At 66.7% G+C, this 16,001-nt stretch carries 13 protein-coding genes; 2 read left to right on the plus strand and 11 right to left on the minus strand.

What is annotated here, in order from left to right:
- The 11 genes from GJV64_RS03860 to GJV64_RS03910 form a co-directional block, all read right to left on the minus strand.
- The coding region (locus GJV64_RS03860; protein ID WP_164155966.1) for a tetratricopeptide repeat protein at positions 1–595 on the minus strand (595 nt) is incomplete at its 3' end.
- On the minus strand, positions 595–1,545 hold the full coding sequence (locus GJV64_RS03865) for a type II secretion system F family protein (RefSeq protein ID WP_164155967.1): 951 nt from the start codon (positions 1,543–1,545) through the stop codon (positions 595–597). The genes GJV64_RS03860 and GJV64_RS03865, both read right to left, overlap by 1 nt.
- Positions 1,546–1,549: 4 nt before the next feature.
- Complete coding sequence (locus GJV64_RS03870; RefSeq protein ID WP_164155968.1) at positions 1,550–2,551, minus strand: type II secretion system F family protein; 1,002 nt, start codon at positions 2,549–2,551, stop codon at positions 1,550–1,552.
- Complete coding sequence (locus GJV64_RS03875) at positions 2,548–3,972, minus strand: CpaF family protein (protein WP_164155969.1); 1,425 nt, start codon at positions 3,970–3,972, stop codon at positions 2,548–2,550. Before GJV64_RS03875 ends, GJV64_RS03870 begins: the two co-directional genes overlap by 4 nt.
- On the minus strand, positions 3,969–5,210 hold the full coding sequence (locus GJV64_RS03880; protein WP_164155970.1) for an AAA family ATPase: 1,242 nt from the start codon (positions 5,208–5,210) through the stop codon (positions 3,969–3,971). The genes GJV64_RS03875 and GJV64_RS03880 overlap by 4 nt, the downstream gene beginning before the upstream one ends.
- Entirely contained in the window at positions 5,210–5,536 is a 327-nt protein-coding gene (locus GJV64_RS03885) for a hypothetical protein (protein ID WP_164155971.1), read from the minus strand. Before GJV64_RS03885 ends, GJV64_RS03880 begins: the two co-directional genes overlap by 1 nt.
- Before the next feature lie 3 nt (positions 5,537–5,539).
- A complete protein-coding gene (locus tag GJV64_RS03890; RefSeq protein WP_164155972.1) occupies positions 5,540–6,931 on the minus strand; it encodes a type II and III secretion system protein family protein in 1,392 nt (463 codons plus the stop codon).
- Positions 6,928–7,821, minus strand: a complete 894-nt coding sequence (gene cpaB / locus GJV64_RS03895) for a Flp pilus assembly protein CpaB (protein ID WP_164155973.1) — start codon at positions 7,819–7,821, stop codon at positions 6,928–6,930. Before cpaB ends, GJV64_RS03890 begins: the two co-directional genes overlap by 4 nt.
- A 463-nt stretch (positions 7,822–8,284) precedes the next feature.
- On the minus strand, positions 8,285–8,464 hold the full coding sequence (locus GJV64_RS03900; protein WP_235927585.1) for a Flp family type IVb pilin: 180 nt from the start codon (positions 8,462–8,464) through the stop codon (positions 8,285–8,287).
- 635 nt (positions 8,465–9,099) lie between these two features.
- Positions 9,100–9,999 carry a response regulator transcription factor gene (locus GJV64_RS03905; protein WP_164155974.1) on the minus strand — a complete coding sequence of 300 codons (900 nt, stop codon included), beginning with the start codon at positions 9,997–9,999 and terminating at the stop codon, positions 9,100–9,102.
- Entirely contained in the window at positions 9,996–11,501 is a 1,506-nt protein-coding gene (locus GJV64_RS03910; protein WP_164155975.1) for an ATP-binding response regulator, read from the minus strand. The genes GJV64_RS03905 and GJV64_RS03910 overlap by 4 nt, the downstream gene beginning before the upstream one ends.
- 109 nt (positions 11,502–11,610) lie before the next feature.
- Between GJV64_RS03910 and GJV64_RS03915 the strand changes: the two genes are divergently transcribed.
- Both GJV64_RS03915 and GJV64_RS03920 read left to right on the plus strand, forming a co-directional pair.
- Entirely contained in the window at positions 11,611–13,164 is a 1,554-nt protein-coding gene (locus tag GJV64_RS03915; protein WP_164155976.1) for an amidase, read from the plus strand.
- Positions 13,165–13,261: 97 nt separating this feature from the next.
- The gene (locus GJV64_RS03920) at positions 13,262–15,859 is read left to right on the plus strand and encodes a TonB-dependent receptor (protein ID WP_164155977.1); all 2,598 of its coding nucleotides are present in this window, start codon (positions 13,262–13,264) and stop codon (positions 15,857–15,859) included.
- Positions 15,860–16,001: the final 142 nt, after the last annotated feature.

Genomic DNA, 16,001 nt, shown 5'->3' on the forward strand with positions numbered 1-16,001 from the left:
GCACCAGCACGGCTTCGCCGCTGCTGGCCATGTCGATGCGGGCGCTTGCCACACGCGCCGGAGCCAGCGGTTGCGCGAGCGCCGGCGAGCCGGCGGCCTCTGCTTCCAGACGGGCAGCAATCACCAGCAGCACGCGGCGCGCGGCCGTGGCAGCGCGGCCATCAGTGCCTCCGGCGGCTTTCTGCAGCCAGGGCACGGCGGCGCGATGGTCACCCGCGAGGTGCAGGGTCAGGCCAAGGTTGTAGGCGATGTCGGCAGCATCGGGCTGCACCGCCAGCGCCATCTCGAAATGCTGACGAGCCAGGTCGACGCGGCCAAGCCGGTCATAGGCGATGGCCAGGCCGTTGAGCGCCGGCACCGAACCCTGGTCTGCCGAAAGCGCCAGTCGGAAGGCCGAGATGGCCTGCGCCGCGTTGCCCGCCGCCAGCAGCGCCCGGCCCTCGTCCAGCGCTGCCGTAACTCCCTGTGCGCGGGATGTGGCGGCCAGGCTGATGCCGTCGGCGGTAGCGGCGACCGGCCGCGTTTCGACAGCACCGTTTGCGACGGCGGGTGCTGCGCTGGCCAGGGCCAGGATGAATCCGGCGTGTTTCTGCATCAGTCCAACTCCGCCATCTGGTTCTTCATGTTGATGCCTGCTGGCAACAGCAGAACGGCAATCATGGTCGGGAGCATGAAGCACACAAGCGGGATCGACAGCAGGACCGGGATGCGGTGGGCCTTTTCCTCGGCCCGCATCCGGCGCTGTTCGCGCATTTCGGCGGCATAGATGCGCAGCGCCTGCGCCACCGAAGCGCCCAGCTTGTCGGACTGGATGATGAGCGTGGTGAAGGCGGTGATCTCTGTCAGACCGCTCTTCTTGGCCATCAGGCGCAAGGCCGCTTCGCGGCTGCGGCCGGCGCGCAGTTCGAGGCTGACCTGCGCGAACAGACGGGCGAGCAGCGGATGCGAGGTGGTGATTTCCGAGCCGACGCGGCTGAAGGCGGCATCGATGCCAAGGCCTGCCTCAAGGCACACGAGGAGCAGATCAAGCGTGTCGGGAAAGCCGTTCAGGATCTCCTTGGCGCGTTCACTGGCGCGCGAGGACACGATGATCGCCGGCAGGTAGAGGCCGAACACCACGGCGCCGAGCAGCATCATGTAGAGCTTCGCCACGCTGGGCCACTGGCCGGTGATCGACATGAACGTGATCAGCAGGCCAGGCATCACCAGCGTGCCCACGGCGCGGGCCAGGGTGTAGGCGCGCTGCGCATAGGGCTGTTCGAAGCCGGCGCGGGTCAGCTTGTCGGCGATCTTCTGGGACGCGTCATCTGTGAGGTTCAGACCGCGCGATTCGATCTCGGCCAGCAGGCGGGCCCACATGCTGTTGACCTGGTCGGCGCGGATGCTCCCCGGCGTGTCGATCGCGGCACCGCCACCTTGCGCAGCCAGCCGATCCTTGATGCCGGTGCGGCCCAGCAGCGCCGGCGCCAGTGCCAGCACCACCAGGACCACGGCAAAGAACACCAGGCCCATGACCACCATGTTGGCAAGACTGGCGCTGACCATATGCTTACACCTTGATCGCGATCAGGCGTCGCATGATGACGATGCCCAACGTGTACATGAACAGAACGCCCAGAACTGCGGGCATGAACATCGGATCGTCGGTGACCGACAGGTAGAAGTTGGGATCGGCGGAAAACACCGAGACAAAGGTCAGCACCGGCGCAGCGGTGAGGACGGCGCCGGTCATCTTGCCCTCGGACGCCAGCGCGCGGACCTTGAGCACCATGGCCGCGCGGTCACGGATTACCTTCGACAGGCCGTCAAGGATGTCGGCGAGGCTGCCGCCGGTCTCGGTCTGGATCGCCACCGACACGACAAACATGTTGGCGTCCTGCGTCTGCACGCGGCCGGCGAAATTCTCGAGCGCGTCGCGCAGCGGGTAGCCATAGTTCATTTCGGCCACCACCAGACCCAGCTCAGAGGCCAGCGGATCGGGCATCTCGTTGACCACCAGTTCCAGCGCGCCCGTGACCGGGTAACCGGCACGCAGGCCGCGCACCAGCACGTCGAGCGCCACCGGGAACTGTGCCTCGATCTTCTTCAGCCGCGCCGCCGCCTTCCAGTTGAGCCACATCAGCGGCAGCACAATGCCGATGCCAACGGCGAACATCACCAGCAGCACCACGGATCCCACGGTCTTGATCGAACCGGAAACCCCGCCGATCAGCGGGAACAGGATGCCAATGAGCAGGGTCGCGCCGGCCATCATGCTGAGCATGCGCTGCGCGCTGATCCTGACCCCGGCCTGGTTCATGCGGCTGTCGAGATAGCGGATGGCCGACGGCAGCAGGGAGCGCGACAGGTCGGTGCTCTGCCGCCGCAACGCGGTGATGATTTCCTCGCTGGTGGCGCCCTTTTCCACCATCGCCATGCGGCGCGACACCCGGCGCCGGGTGCCATAGGTGTCTTGATACCAGATGAAGCCGCCTTCCAGCAGCAGCACCACGGCGAGGAACACCACGCCGTAGAACAGGGTTTCCCCGTTCAGGAAGGATGGCAGTGTCATGCGCCGGGCTCCTTCTTGCGGAACGGATCGAACATGGTGGAGGGCAGGTCGTAACCGCGGGCCTTCAGCACTTCCATGAACTTGGGCCTGACGCCCATCGGCCGCATCTCGCCGATCACCTTGCCGTTCTCGTCCACGCCCTCGCGCACGAACTTGAAGATTTCCTGCAGCAGGATGATCTCGCCTTCCATGCCGGTGATCTCGGCCACCGAGGTGACGCGCCGGCTGCCATCCTGCAGGCGCTCCAGCTGCAGCACCACGTTGATGGCCGATGCGATCTGGGCCCGCGCCGATTTCGGGCTGATGTCGATGCCCGACATGCCGATCATCTGTTCGAGGCGGGACAGGGCATCGCGCGGCGTGTTGGCGTGCAGCGTCGTCATCGAGCCATCGTGGCCGGTGTTCATCGCCTGCAGCATGTCGAAGGCTTCGCCCGAGCGGATTTCGCCCAGGATCACGCGATCGGGCCGCATGCGCAGCGCGTTCTTCACCAGGTCGCGCTGGTTCACCTCGCCGCGGCCCTCGATGTTGGCGGGGCGGGTCTCGAGGCGTACGACATGGCTCTGCTGCAGCTGCAGTTCCGCCGAATCCTCGATCGTCACGACGCGCTCGTGGGCGCCGATGGAGGCCGACAGCGCGTTCAGCATGGTGGTCTTGCCCGAGCCGGTGCCGCCCGAAACGATGACATTGCGGCGGCTGGCCACCACCGCCTTCAGCATGGCGGCGCAGTCGGCGGTCATCGAGCCATATTCCACCAGCTTGTCGATGCTGGTGCGGCTGGGCGGGAACTTGCGGATCGACAGGCAGGGCCCATCGATGGCCAGCGGCGGGATGATGGCGTTGATGCGGCTGCCATCGGGCAGGCGCGCGTCCACCATCGGCGAGCTTTCATCGACCCGGCGACCGACGTTGGACACGATCTTGCCGATGATGCGCAGCAGGTGCTGATCGTTGGCAAAGCGGGTGCCGACCTCGACGATGCGGCCGCCGCGCTCCACGAACACCTTGGTGGCGCTGTTGACCATGATGTCGGAGATCGACGGGTCCTTCAGCAGCGGCTCCAGCGGCCCCAGGCCGAGAAGCTCGTCAAGAATGTCCTCGACCAGCTGCTTGCGCTCGGCGGCGTTCAGCGCCTGGTTGTTTTCCTTGAGCATTTCCTGGACGATGTCGCCGATGTCGCGCTGCATCTGATCGCGCGTCATGGTGTCGAGCGCGGCCAGGTTGATGCGGTCGATCAGCTGCTGGTGCAGGGTGACCTTCAGTTCGGTGTAATCGTCACGGCGCTTGTCGCGGATGTTGACGACCGGGGTCGGCGCTGCCACCGCGACGGCCTTCTCGGCAGCGGCCGGGGCGGCGTCGGGGGTCGGCGCGGCGTCGCCGGTGCCACCATTTGCAGGTTTGCGGCGGGTCGGAAAGATCATGCGCTGGCTCCGACAGATGCGGCGGCCGCGATGTCATCGGCCATGGCCGTCGTCATCTGGCGCAGTTCCTTCTCGATCCGCGACTTCATCTTGACCTTGCTCACCGACACGCCCTCATCGAGTGCGGCGGAGATGGCCGGAAAATCGTTGGCGAGGCAGAAATGCACCGGTGCCCGCATCACGCTGGCAGCTTCGTCGGTATCATACTTGCCGAACAGCCCGGCGGTCATGCGGTTCATCACCAGCCGCACCCGGTCACCCAGGCCATTGGCTTCCAGCACGTCGAGCTGGCGGCGCGCCTGCTGCACGCCCGACACGCTGAGCTGCGTGACCAGCCCGATCAGGTCGGCCTTCTGCATGGCCAGCGCGGTCCAGTCCATCCAGACCCCGGGCATGTCGAGCACCACGAGGTCATAATTCTGCGCGGCCAGATCGAGCAGCCGGTCGATGAACTCGGGCGTCACCGCGTCCAGTCCCGTCATGTCGTTCGGCGATGCCACCACCGACAGGCCGGACTGGTGGCGCTCGGCCACCATCTTCAGGAATTCCACGTCAAGCCGGTCGTCGGCGTCGATGAGATCGTTCAGCGTCAGCCGCGGCTTGAGGTTGAGATAGAGCGCGGTGGTGCCGCGCTGCACGTCAAGATCGATCACCAGCACCTGCTTGGTTTCGGCCCAGTGCAGCGCCGCCTGGGCCGCGATCATGCTGGTGCCTACCCCGCCGAGCGCGCCATGGAAGGCAATGATGCTGCCGAGCCGGCCACGGCCGCTGTCGCCGGTCATCCGGCGGGCAAGGCCGGCGCGGGCCGATTCAACCGCCTGGCCCAGCTCCTCCAGGGAGAAGGGCACCGGCAGCACGTCGGCAATGCTCGAGCGCAGCAGACGGCGGGTGGCGCTGATGGTCAGATCGCGCGCGGCGGCCACCACCGCCATGCGGGCGCCTGGCCCGGCGGCAAATTCTTCCAGGGCAGCCAGGGCCGGGGCATCATCGGGATCGATCTCGATCACCAGCATGTCGGTGCGCCTGACCATGGGCGCATTGGCAATGAAGGCATCCAGCGGGCCCCTGAAGGCCCGGATGCTGCACCCGGCGATGTTCATGCGCTCGACATCGGCCTGAGCGGCGGTGTCGGCGGCCAGGATCATGGTGACGCGCAGCGCCGAGACGCCGGCCTCGTCAGCCGCGTCCGGCGCGGTGGTGCGCCCGGCAAGGGCGGTCAGGCGCGCCAGCATGGCCATCAGCGCTGCCCCGCCGCCGGTGCGGCAGGCGCCGTCGCTGCGGCGCCGCCCTGCTGCGTCTGGGTGGCGCCGATCTCCGACTTGCCCGACAGCGGGATCAGCGGCTTCACGCGGCCGGCACGATAACGCGAGACGGCGCCGCCGGTGACGATGCCACCGCCGCCCTCGATCTTCACGTTGGCATAATCCGGGTTGGGATCGACCAGCATGCCGGCGACATTGTTCTGGACCACGAGGCCCAGTTCCTTGTCCTGGGCGGCGGCCGGGACGGCCAGCGCCGCCACGGCCAGTGCCGTCATTGCGGCCAGAGGACTGACGTTACGCATGACTTACCTCACGATGTGACCATGGTCGGCGGCAACCCCGCCCGGCTTGTTGATGGCGCTGGCAGGGCCGGGCAGCGGCAGCATGCTGCCAGGCTGCACCCGCCGTTCCGGCTTGCCCATCAGGAAGAAGTCGGTGTCCGACGGCTCCAGGACTCTGTCGGTGGGCATCTGCAGCTTGGTCCCGGCGGTGACCGGGCGCACGATGCGCGGCGTCACCAGGATCACCAGTTCGGTTTCCTGCCGGTCGAAGCTCTGCGACCGGAACAGAGCGCCCAGGATCGGGATGTTGCCCAACAGCGGCACCTTGCTCACCGTGTCGCGGAAGTCGCTCTGGATCAGGCCGGCCAGCGCGAAGGTCTGGCCGTCGCGCAGCTCCACGGTGGTGCGGGCGCGGCGGACCTTCAGGCCCGGGATGCGCAGGTTGCCGATGTCGATACCGGCGCTGCGATCGAGGCTTGAGACTTCCGGGGCCACGAGCAGGTTGATCAGTCCGTCTTCCAGCAGGGTCGGCGTGAAGGCGAGGCCCACCCCGAACTGCTTGAACTCGATCGACACCTGGCCGTTCTGCTGGACGCCGGTGGGCACCGGAAACTCGCCGCCGGCCAGGAAATTGGCGGTCTCGCCCGACAGCGCGATGATGTTGGGCTGCGCCAGCGTGCGGATCAGGCCCTGCTGTTCCAGCGCCTCGAAGGCGACCCCGAGATTCGGGAAGTTCAATGCTGCCGTGAAGGTGGCGACCGCGCCGGTGCCGGCGCCCGGCGTGCGAATGGCGCCGCCGTTGGGGGCGCCTGAGCCGGTGTTGCTGCCATAGAGGACATTGGTGATGCCCAGCGCCTTCACCGTACCGCGCTGCATTTCGGCAAAGCGCACTTCCAGCAGGATCTGCTGGGCGGTGCCAACCCCCATCGAGTTGACCACCTTGCCCGGTGCATAGGCTTCCGCGATCGTCATCGCGCGTTCCACTGCCGCCGCGCTCGACATCGTGCCCGACAGGATCACCATGTCGTTGGCGGTCTGCACACCCACGCTTTCGGTGGGCAGAACGTCGGCCAGCTTCTGCTTCAGGCCCATCGCATCGGGGCCCACCACCACATCGACAACCGCGATCACCTGGCCGCGGGCATCATAGAGGGTGAGGTTGGTGGCGCCAATCTTGCGCCCCAGCAGATAGGCGGCCGTGTTCGTCACCGGCTGCACGTCGGCCACATCGGCATTGCCGATGGCGATGCGCGCGAAGGGCCGCGGCACGCGCAGGGTCTGCGACTTGTTGACGGCGAGGTTGAGCACCGCGCCGGTGCGAGCCTCGATGCTGTTCTGGGCCAGCGCGGGCACCGCGAGGGTGGCGCCGAGGGCGGACACAGCCAGGCTGGCTGCGAGGAGTTTGCGGACCATCATTTGCCGATCACCGGTTCGATGCTGGAAACTGGGCCGTCCTTCGACGAGCCGCGGACGACGACCACCGATGGACCGCGTGGTGCGGTTGCAACGGTCCGGCCGCCCTGTTGCGGTGCGGCTTCGGCATCGCCACCGGCGCGCGGCTTGCGCACCAGGCGGGTGATGGTGCCGTCGTTCAGATCGGTGACCTGCACCGTCTGCAAGCGGACCCGGCTTTCATCGGTGAAGTGGCGCAGGGCAAGGTTCACCTGGCCGGTGGTCAGTGCCAGCGCGATCTTCTGGGCTTGCAGCGGCGACACCTCGATGGTGGCCGATTTCACCACTTCCGGCTTGTCCTTGCCGACGTTCATGTCGAGACCGACAGCCAGCACGCGGGCGCCCTGCGCCAGCAGTTCGGAATAAGGCAGCGCCTCTTCCGGCTGACGGCTGAAGTACACGTCCACCAAGTCGCCAGGATAGATCATGCCGGACACGCCGGTCACTTCGTTGACCGGCACCGAAACCGCCCGCATGCGCGGGTTGAGCAGCTGCGCAGTCGACAGCCGGGTGGCGCCTTCCGAGAGTGACTTGGTGGTGAGGATTTCGTTGGCGGTGATCGGGCGCATGGCGGCGCGGCCCTGGCCGGTCACCAGCTCATCAATGCGCTGGAACGTGCCCTGCGGCAGCGTGTCGGCCGGCCAGTCGACCACCTTCAGCTTGTCGGGGGTGAGCTTTTCGCCAAAGCTGATGTCGGCAGCGGCGACCACGGTCGGCACGGTGCGGACAGCGCCGCTGTTCGACGCGATCGCGCCGACGCCACTGCCGCTGGACAGCACCGTGCGCGAGAGCAGCACGGCCACGAGGCCAAGGGCCACGGCGGCAATCAGCATGATGATCGAGGAGCGGCGCATCAGACGCGCTCCCCATGCATGGCCAGGCCACGCCATTCGAAGGCGTGCTGGGGCGAACGCTGCGCGACCGTCCCCGTCTGGAAATCAAGAAACCTTTGCACTGCTCGCCCCTCTCGCAACTGGACGTCCGGACGGTTCACGGCCGGAACGCCGGTTTGCTTGACAGCTACGCCAGTACGCCACTGATACTCCGGCCCCCCGAAACAAATCCCCCCGGGACTCCGTTTTCGCAAAGTCCGGGCAGATACGCCGCACCGAACTTCGCAACTCACACAAGCATTATAGGCAAGATAGTTGATATATCGCTAAAATCTGATTTGTAGCTGGCACACGCATCATGCTGTGGCCGGCTGGGCACAGTCGCCCGCCCACCGCATGGGGTGATGCCTCATGGTCTCGATGTTGGTGGCTGCGTTGGCTGGCCGGGGCAGACCCCGACCAGCCGCAGCAATTGGACCGGTGATTACGGCGTAGTGGCCGAGGTCAGGTCTGCAGCGCCCTTGCCGAACGCGGAGGTCAGACCGCCGCCCACGGCGGTGGCGCCGGCGAAGGTGATGCCACCCAGCACGGCCAGGATCAGAGCGTATTCGGCGGCCGAAGCGCCGGACTTGTCGTTCTTAAGGGTCTTCAGAAACTTCATCATGACACTACTTCCCACTGTTTCGGCCGAGGCCGGTTGCACAATCCCCGATCCCCAAACAATCGGGAGCGGGAGGGGTACCGTTGATGCCGATCGGATGAAAACCACTGCTTCCTCCGGCCGATATCCCGGCATCTGAATATACGTCCGGAACGACGATAACAATATTGAATTCGGTGTGCTCTACTTGGGTTGAATCTGGTAAATTTCATTAATACTAATGGTTGTTAGCAATTATTGACGATGCTTTTCATGGTTACTTTCGTTTGGCGGAACAGGCGCTTGCCAGCTGCAGGAAAGTTTCTCGAAACACATGTTTCACATTGTAAATGCGTGTAAAATCCAGCCGGTTTCCGAGGCTTGAGGTAGCCCCGGCAACAAAGTGGTAAGCTCTCGTTGACCGCAAACGCTTCATCAACACATGCTACGAAACGGCCCGACAACGCCGACCTGCAGCGCTGAAAAAAATTTCTCGCGGCCTGAAACCGGGCGCTCAACCTGATGGAATCGGGCCAAAATGGCAGCATTTTCGGATGGAGCGCGGCGTTTTAGCGCCGAATCGGAGCGTGAAACGGCGCCCCAGGAGCCGCCGATTCGGGCGAAATCGCTGCCGATTCGGGCGCCGGCCGCGGCGCGCGCTATTGCGACAGCGTCTTGACCGCCGCAGCAGCGGCCGAGGCCCGGTTCTCGATCCCCATCTTCTCGAAGATCTGTTCGAGATGCTTGTTCACGGTGCGCGGGGAAATGCCGAGGATTTCGGAGATCTCGCGGTTGGCCTTGCCGCGGCTGATCCACAGCAGCACTTCGGCCTCGCGCTCGGTGAGGCCGTGGCGCTGCGCCAGCAATTTCTCCTCAGCACCTTCCAGCGTTTCGGTGATGCGGAAGTGCCGTTCCTCCCCGACCGTGGCCACAGCGGCAAATTCCACCTGCCCGCCGGGAAAATCCTGCCGCACCCGGCCTTCGCCCAGCCGCATCAGCTGGCCCGCCAGCGCCGGGGGCAGCCGGTCGCCCACGCCAGCGGCAAAGCGCGCAGTGAGGATCGTCGCGCTCCTGGGCGTCGTCCACAGGATGCGCCCGCTGGCATCCAGCGCCACCAGCGGCCGGTTGCTGGCGTCCAGGGCGCCCTGCGCGCCGGCGGCGATACGGGCATTGCTGAGATGCACGCGCAGCCGCGCCAGCAGTTCCGCCAGCACGATCGGTTTCTTCACATAGTCGACACCGCCGGCGGCCAGGCCATCGAGCACATTCTCGGTTTCGGAAAGGCCGGTCATGAAGATCACGGGCACGCGGGCCAGCGCCGGATCGGCCTTGATGCGGCGAGTTGTCTCGAAGCCATCGAGACCCGGCATCACCGCGTCCATCAGCACCAGGTCGGGCAGTTCGGCAGCGAGGCTGGACAGCGCCGCGGCACCATCGCGGGCGATGCGCACGTCATAGCCTTCACCTTCCAGCGCATCGGTGAGGAAGCGCAGTGAGTCGGGCGCGTCGTCCACCACCAATATCGTGGCCAGCGTGACGGCTTTGGCGGTCTCGGTCATCGTGTCTCTTCCCCCCCGGCCGGTTCCGCATCGCCGTCACGCGGGTGCTGTTCGGCGATCAGCTTCTGGAACCCGGCCAGATCATAGTCATCCAGCGCCGCCGTCAAGCGGCCAACCAGCGCCTCGGCTTGCGGCACCGCGCCGGCAAGCGCCGCCAGTGCCGCCGACAGGCCGCGCACATGGCCGGTGCGGGCGAGGCGGCCAAGCTCTGCCAGGTGGCCGCGCGCCGATTCCGGCAAGGCGACATCGAGGCTTTCAGTGCGCGCCATGCCTTCGTAATCCCACACCAGGCCCAGCTGCCGGGCCAGCATGTCGAACAGCAATTGCTGGTCCACCGGTTTCAGCACGAAGCCATCGTGCAGGCCCTCAGTGCCCACCAGCTCGGCGGCGTTGCCCGAGGCGATCAGGATGCGGATGTCACGCCCGAACCGCTCTCGCAGCCGGCGCGCCACTTCCCAGCCGCCCAGGCCGGGCATCGACAGGTCGAGCAGCACCAGATCGGGCCGTCCCAGTTCGGCCAGCGACAGGCCGGCCCCGCCAGAGCCGGCCACGAATATATTGAAGCCGATCGGGCGCAGCAGTTCCTGCCACAACGCCAACTGGCCAGGGTCATCATCGATGGCCAATATGGTGCGCCGCCGGCCCTGGTAGCCGACCGGCAGGCCGCGGGCATCATCCTGCGGGGCGGAGTTGGGTTGCGGAAGCAGCAGGCGCAGCACGAAATGGCTGCCCCGGCCCACCTCGCTCTTCACCGTGATCTCGCCGCCCATGATCTGGGCCAGCATGCGGGACAGGGCGAGGCCGAGCCCGATCCCCGGCGCGACGCCGCTGGCCCGGCCGCCGCCCCGGTCGAACGGCTGGAAGATGCGCTCCTGCTCGTCGGTGTCGATGCCGATGCCGGTATCGGTGACCTCGAACTCGGCCACCATCGAGCGATAGCGCACGGTCAGCGTCACCGATCCCGACGGCGTATACTTGATGGCATTGGACAAGAGGTTGATCAGCACCTGCCGCAGCCGACGTTCATCGGCCAGCACCCAGACCGGCAGCGTGGGCGCGGCCCTGTAGTCAAAGCTGAGACCCTTGTTCACCGCCTCGATGCGGAACATCTCCGCCACCTGCTCCAGAAGCGAGCGCAGTGCCACCGTCTCGCGGTTGAGCTTCATCACTCCGGCTTCGATGCGGCTGATGTCGAGCAGGCCCTCGACAAGGTCGGCCAGATGCTCTGACGAACGGCGGATGATCCGCCCGGCTTCGGCCGGCGCGATGGCGGCGCCGCGCTCCAGCAGCTGGGCATAGCCGTGGATGGCATTCAACGGCGTGCGGATCTCGTGGGACAGACCCATCAGGAAGCGCGTCTTGGCCAGATTGGCGGCCTCGGCAGCATCGCGCGCCTGGGTCATCACGGCCAGACGGGCAGTGACCTCTGACACGGCGGGGGCCTCGGCGGGCGCGTCCGTGTTCGCTGCCTGTGCGGCGGGCGTTTCCTCGCGCGCGTCCATGCCTGCTCTCCCCACCGGTCGGTCCCGCGCCCGGCGCTGATGCTTGCAGTTGCAAATCATCCCGGTGCAAGCAAGAGGGAGGCTTTGCAGCAGGGTCGAGGGGACAGACATGAGACGCGGGTTGAACGGCAAGTGGGCAGTGGGCGCAGCGCTGCTGGCGGCCGCACCGGTGCAGGCGCAAGTGTTGACGCCGGTGGGCGTGGCCGAGGCCAACACGGCAGCCGCGCTCACCCGCATCCAGGCGCTCAATCCGAAGCTCAACGCCGTCATCGCGGTCGATCCCACGGCGCTCGATCAGGCCCGCGCGCTTGACCGGCAGAAGAAGGCCCGCGGCCCCCTGCATGGCCTGCCGATCCTGGTGAAGGACAATGTCGATGTCGCCGGCCCCTTGCCCACCACGGCCGGCAGCCTTGCCCTGAAGGACAATGTCACCGGCCGTGATGCCCCCTTCGTGGCGCGGCTGCGCGCCGCTGGCGCGGTGCTGATCGGGAAGACCAACCTGTCGGAATGGGCCAATATCCGCGCCGATGCCTCGATCTCGGGCTGGAGCGCGGTTGGCGGCCAGACCCGCAACCCCCACGCCCTCACCCGCAACACCTGCGGCTCCTCGTCGGGCAGTGGCGCCGCCGTGGCCGCCCAGATGGTCGACGCCGCGATCGGCACCGAAACCGATGGCAGCATCACCTGCCCGGCCGCCGTCAACGGCATCGTCGGCATCAAGCCCACCGTCGGCCTCGTCAGCCGCACCCACGTGATCCCGATCAGCCACAGCCAGGACACCGCCGGCCCGATGACCCGCGATATCGAGACCGCGGCGCGCCTGCTGACGGCGATGGCCGGCAGCGACCCGGCCGATCCGGCAACGAAGGACGCCGATGCCCGGAAGACCGATTATCTGGCGGCATTGAAGCCCGGCGCGCTGAAGGGCGCGCGCATCGGCGTCGCCCGCTTTGCCACCGGCTGGCACGCCGGCGTGGACGAGCGGTTCGAGGCGGCGCTCGCCGTGCTGAAGCGCGAAGGCGCCGTGCTGGTCGACATCACCACCGGGCCTGACCGGCGCCCCATCCGCGATGGCGAGTTCCTCGTGTTGATGACCGAGCTGAAGGCCGATCTAAATGCCTATCTGGCCAGCACGCCGGCCAACGTGAAGACCCGCACGCTGGCCGACCTGATTGCCTTCAACAAGGCCAATGCCGGCGCCGAGATGGGCCTGTTCGGCCAGGACCAGTTCGAGAAGGCACAAGCCACCAAGGGCCTGACCGACCCCGAGTATCTCAAGGCCCGCGAGACCTCGCTGCGGCTGGCCGGCAAGGAGGGCATCGACAAGCTGCTGGCAGAGGCGAAGGTGGAGGTGATCGTGGCCCCCACGGCGGCGCCGGCCTGGTTCATCGATGCCGTCAACGCCGACCAGTCACCCGGCGGCGGCATCGGCGGGCTGGCCGCTGTGTCGGGCTATCCGCACCTCACCGTGCCGATGGGCGCGGTGCGCGGCCTGCCGGTGGGCCTGTCGTTCATCGGCCCGGCGTGGAGCGAGGCGCGGCTGCTGGCGCTTGGTTACGGGTTCGAGCAAGGCACCCCGGGCCTGAAGCCCATCCCGCAGTTCGTGGACAAGGTGGAAGACAGCGCCGAGGTGCAGCGGCTGTTCGCACCGGCGCCGCGCTGAACCCCTTGGTGGCAACAACAAGTTCACGCAGCCGAAACCGCGCCGTCACACACTGGCCTTAGCCCCCATGCGGTCACACACCGCATGGGGGCTCACGATGAAGACGGCATGGCTGATCGGCGTTTCGGTGGCGGGGCTGGCGGCGGTGCCGACGGCTGCGCAGGTGACGGCAGCGGCCGCGCCGGGCGAGGAGGAGATTGTCGTCACCGGCTTTCGCAAGAGCGAGGTTGAAGCCGTTGCCGCCAAGAAGGACAATTTCAACGTTGTCGACCTGATCGTCTCCGACGACATCGGCCGCCTGCCGGACCAGAACACCGCCGCCGCGCTGCGCCGGATCCCCGGCGTGGCCGTTCAGAACGACCAGAACGAGCCGCGCTTTCCCACCATCCGCGGCCTGCCGCCGACCTACAACCGCACCCAGGTGAACGGCGCCATCGTCGCCACCGGCGACAACGGCGGCTCGCGCACCGTGCCACTCGACACCGTGCCCTCCACCTTCGCCCAGCGGCTGGAGGTGTACAAGACGGTGACGCCGGAGATGGACCCCAATGCGGTGGGCGGCATCATCAACATCGTCACCAAGAGCGCCTTCAGCGAGGACAAGCCCTTCTTCAACGCCACCGCGGTGATCACCGGGCTGGAACAGGCCGGCGCCATCGCCAGCAACCGCGAAAGCTATCGCGTCAACGCGCAAGGGGGCTTCCGCTTCGGCGCGGACCGGCAGTTCGGCATCGTCGCCTCGGTCAACCAGAGCGTGCGCGATTACGACATCACCCAGTTCGAGAATGCCAACCCGAGCTTTCGCGAATATACCGCCGCCGGCGCACCGGTGACCCTGGGTTCGTCCACCGGCAACGGCATCCCGGTGCCGATCATGCAGCGGCTCTTCCTCTACAACAACGTGCGTGAGCGCACCGGCGGCGCGCTGGCGCTGGAATGGCAGGCCAGCCCGGCCATCTACATGCGCCTGTTCGGCAACTACAACCGCTTCAAGGATGCCGAGACGCGCGACGAAAACCGCATCGAGCAGACCGGCAACGTGACCAACCAGACCCCGACCAGCGGCACCTTCGCCTCGGGTCGCCAGCGCATCGGGCTGAACCTGCCGATCAACAGCCAGAAGATCTGGAACACACAGTATAACCTGCGCTGGGACATGAGCGAGGCCATCCGGCTCGACCTCGACGCCATCTATTCGGGCGCCGAAGGCCGCGAGATCGGGCGCGGCGAGACCTTCCAGTCCAGCTTCGGCGCGCCGTTCGGCTTCAGCTATGACACCAGCGACTTCTTCTTCGACTTCAACCCGACCAATCCGGCCAACATCGGCAACCCGGCGCTGCACCCGTTCCTCAACCGCACCGAATCGCTGCAGGTGACACGGCAGGACATTTATGAAGGCCGCGCCAACCTCTCGTATCGTTGGAACGGCGGCGCCGTAGACTACACGCTGAAGCTGGGCGGCATCTATCGCCGGGTCGATCACGACACCAACCAGGACCAGACGACCTACACGCTGCGCTCGGGCTCGGGCGTCACCTACACGCTGGCCGATGTCTTCTCGCGCCGGCAGCTCGACGTGGTGGGCGGCAAGCGCTTCGATCTCACCATCAACCGCAACCTGGCGCTGGACTTCTTCAACCGCAACCGCAGCGCCTTCAACGCGGCCGAGAACAACATCACCGGCGATTTCACGGTGCGCGAGACCATCTATGGCGGATTCGCCCAGCTGCAGCTGAAGACCGGCGACATCGAGATCCTCGGCGGCGGCCGCTATGAGCGCACCGATGTCAGCTCGCGTTCGGTCCGGGTCAACGGCAGCGTGATTACCCCGGTGAACGCCGAGGGCGGCTATGGCAATTTCCTGCCCAGCCTGCACCTGCGCTGGAACGCGGCGCCCGATGTCGTGCTGCGCGCGGCGTGGACAAACACCATCGGCCGCGCCAATTTCGGCGACGTGACGGCGCGCGAGACGGTGAACATCATCACCGGCGCCCTGCCCACCCTGTCGCGCGGCAATCCCGATCTGAAGCCACGCCGCTCGATGGGCTTCGATGCCTCGGCCGAATATTACAGCGGGAACGGTGGCCTGCTCTCGCTCGCCGTCTTCTACAAGGATATCAAGGACGAGATCTATTCGGTCACCTCCATCGAGACGATCGACCTCGGCCTCGGTCGCGGCGCCGAACAGGTGCAGGTGACCCGGCCGGACAACGCGCAGTCGGCCACGCTGTTCGGGGTCGAAGCGGCGGTGCAGCAGTCGCTGCGCTTCCTGCCCAAGCCCTTCGATGGCCTGGGGATCAACCTCAACGCCACCTACGTGAAGAGCCGGCTCGACGTGCTGACCGATGTCGGCCCGCGGCGGCTGGCGTTCTTCTTCCAGCCCGAATGGGCAGCCAACGCCTCGCTCTTCTATGAAAAGGGCCCGGTGGAGGCGCGGCTGGCCTATAACTATACCGGCGGCTTCCTGGAGACGATCAACCAGACCATCCCGGGCGCCGACCAGTTCTGGCGCTGGCGCGGCACCATGGATGCGCAGATCCGCTTCCGCGTGACGCCCAATTTCGAGGTGTTCGTGGAAGGCGAGAACCTGACCAACAGCGGCCGCATCGAAACCACCGGCCCCAACCGCCAGCTGCTGCAGGAATCGGCCCGCTTCGGCCGCGCCTTCAGCCTTGGCCTGTCGGTGGTGCTGTGATGCGGCGCCTGCTGCTGGCCGCCCTGATCGCCCTGCCGGCAGCGGCGCAGAACGCGCTGCCGGCCCCGCCGCCTCCGGCCCAGCTGCCGGCCGCCACGCTCATCACGCGCTGGCAGGCGCCGGAGGCCCGGCAGGGCGTGGC

Source organism: Sandarakinorhabdus rubra (genome assembly GCF_010994245.1).
GTDB classification, from domain to species: domain Bacteria; phylum Pseudomonadota; class Alphaproteobacteria; order Sphingomonadales; family Sphingomonadaceae; genus Sandarakinorhabdus; species Sandarakinorhabdus rubra.

Coding starts and splice junctions, on each gene's coding strand:
- GJV64_RS03865 (WP_164155967.1), bottom strand. CDS start 1,545: ATGGTCAGCGCCAGTCTTGCCAACATGGTGGTCATGGGCCTGGTGTTC.
- GJV64_RS03870 (WP_164155968.1), bottom strand. CDS start 2,551: ATGACACTGCCATCCTTCCTGAACGGGGAAACCCTGTTCTACGGCGTG.
- GJV64_RS03875 (WP_164155969.1), bottom strand. CDS start 3,972: ATGATCTTTCCGACCCGCCGCAAACCTGCAAATGGTGGCACCGGCGAC.
- GJV64_RS03880 (WP_164155970.1), bottom strand. CDS start 5,210: ATGGCCATGCTGGCGCGCCTGACCGCCCTTGCCGGGCGCACCACCGCG.
- GJV64_RS03885 (WP_164155971.1), bottom strand. CDS start 5,536: ATGCGTAACGTCAGTCCTCTGGCCGCAATGACGGCACTGGCCGTGGCG.
- GJV64_RS03890 (WP_164155972.1), bottom strand. CDS start 6,931: ATGATGGTCCGCAAACTCCTCGCAGCCAGCCTGGCTGTGTCCGCCCTC.
- cpaB (WP_164155973.1), bottom strand. CDS start 7,821: ATGCGCCGCTCCTCGATCATCATGCTGATTGCCGCCGTGGCCCTTGGC.
- GJV64_RS03900 (WP_235927585.1), bottom strand. CDS start 8,464: ATGATGAAGTTTCTGAAGACCCTTAAGAACGACAAGTCCGGCGCTTCG.
- GJV64_RS03905 (WP_164155974.1), bottom strand. CDS start 9,999: ATGACCGAGACCGCCAAAGCCGTCACGCTGGCCACGATATTGGTGGTG.
- GJV64_RS03910 (WP_164155975.1), bottom strand. CDS start 11,501: ATGGACGCGCGCGAGGAAACGCCCGCCGCACAGGCAGCGAACACGGAC.
- GJV64_RS03915 (WP_164155976.1), top strand. CDS start 11,611: ATGAGACGCGGGTTGAACGGCAAGTGGGCAGTGGGCGCAGCGCTGCTG.
- GJV64_RS03920 (WP_164155977.1), top strand. CDS start 13,262: ATGAAGACGGCATGGCTGATCGGCGTTTCGGTGGCGGGGCTGGCGGCG.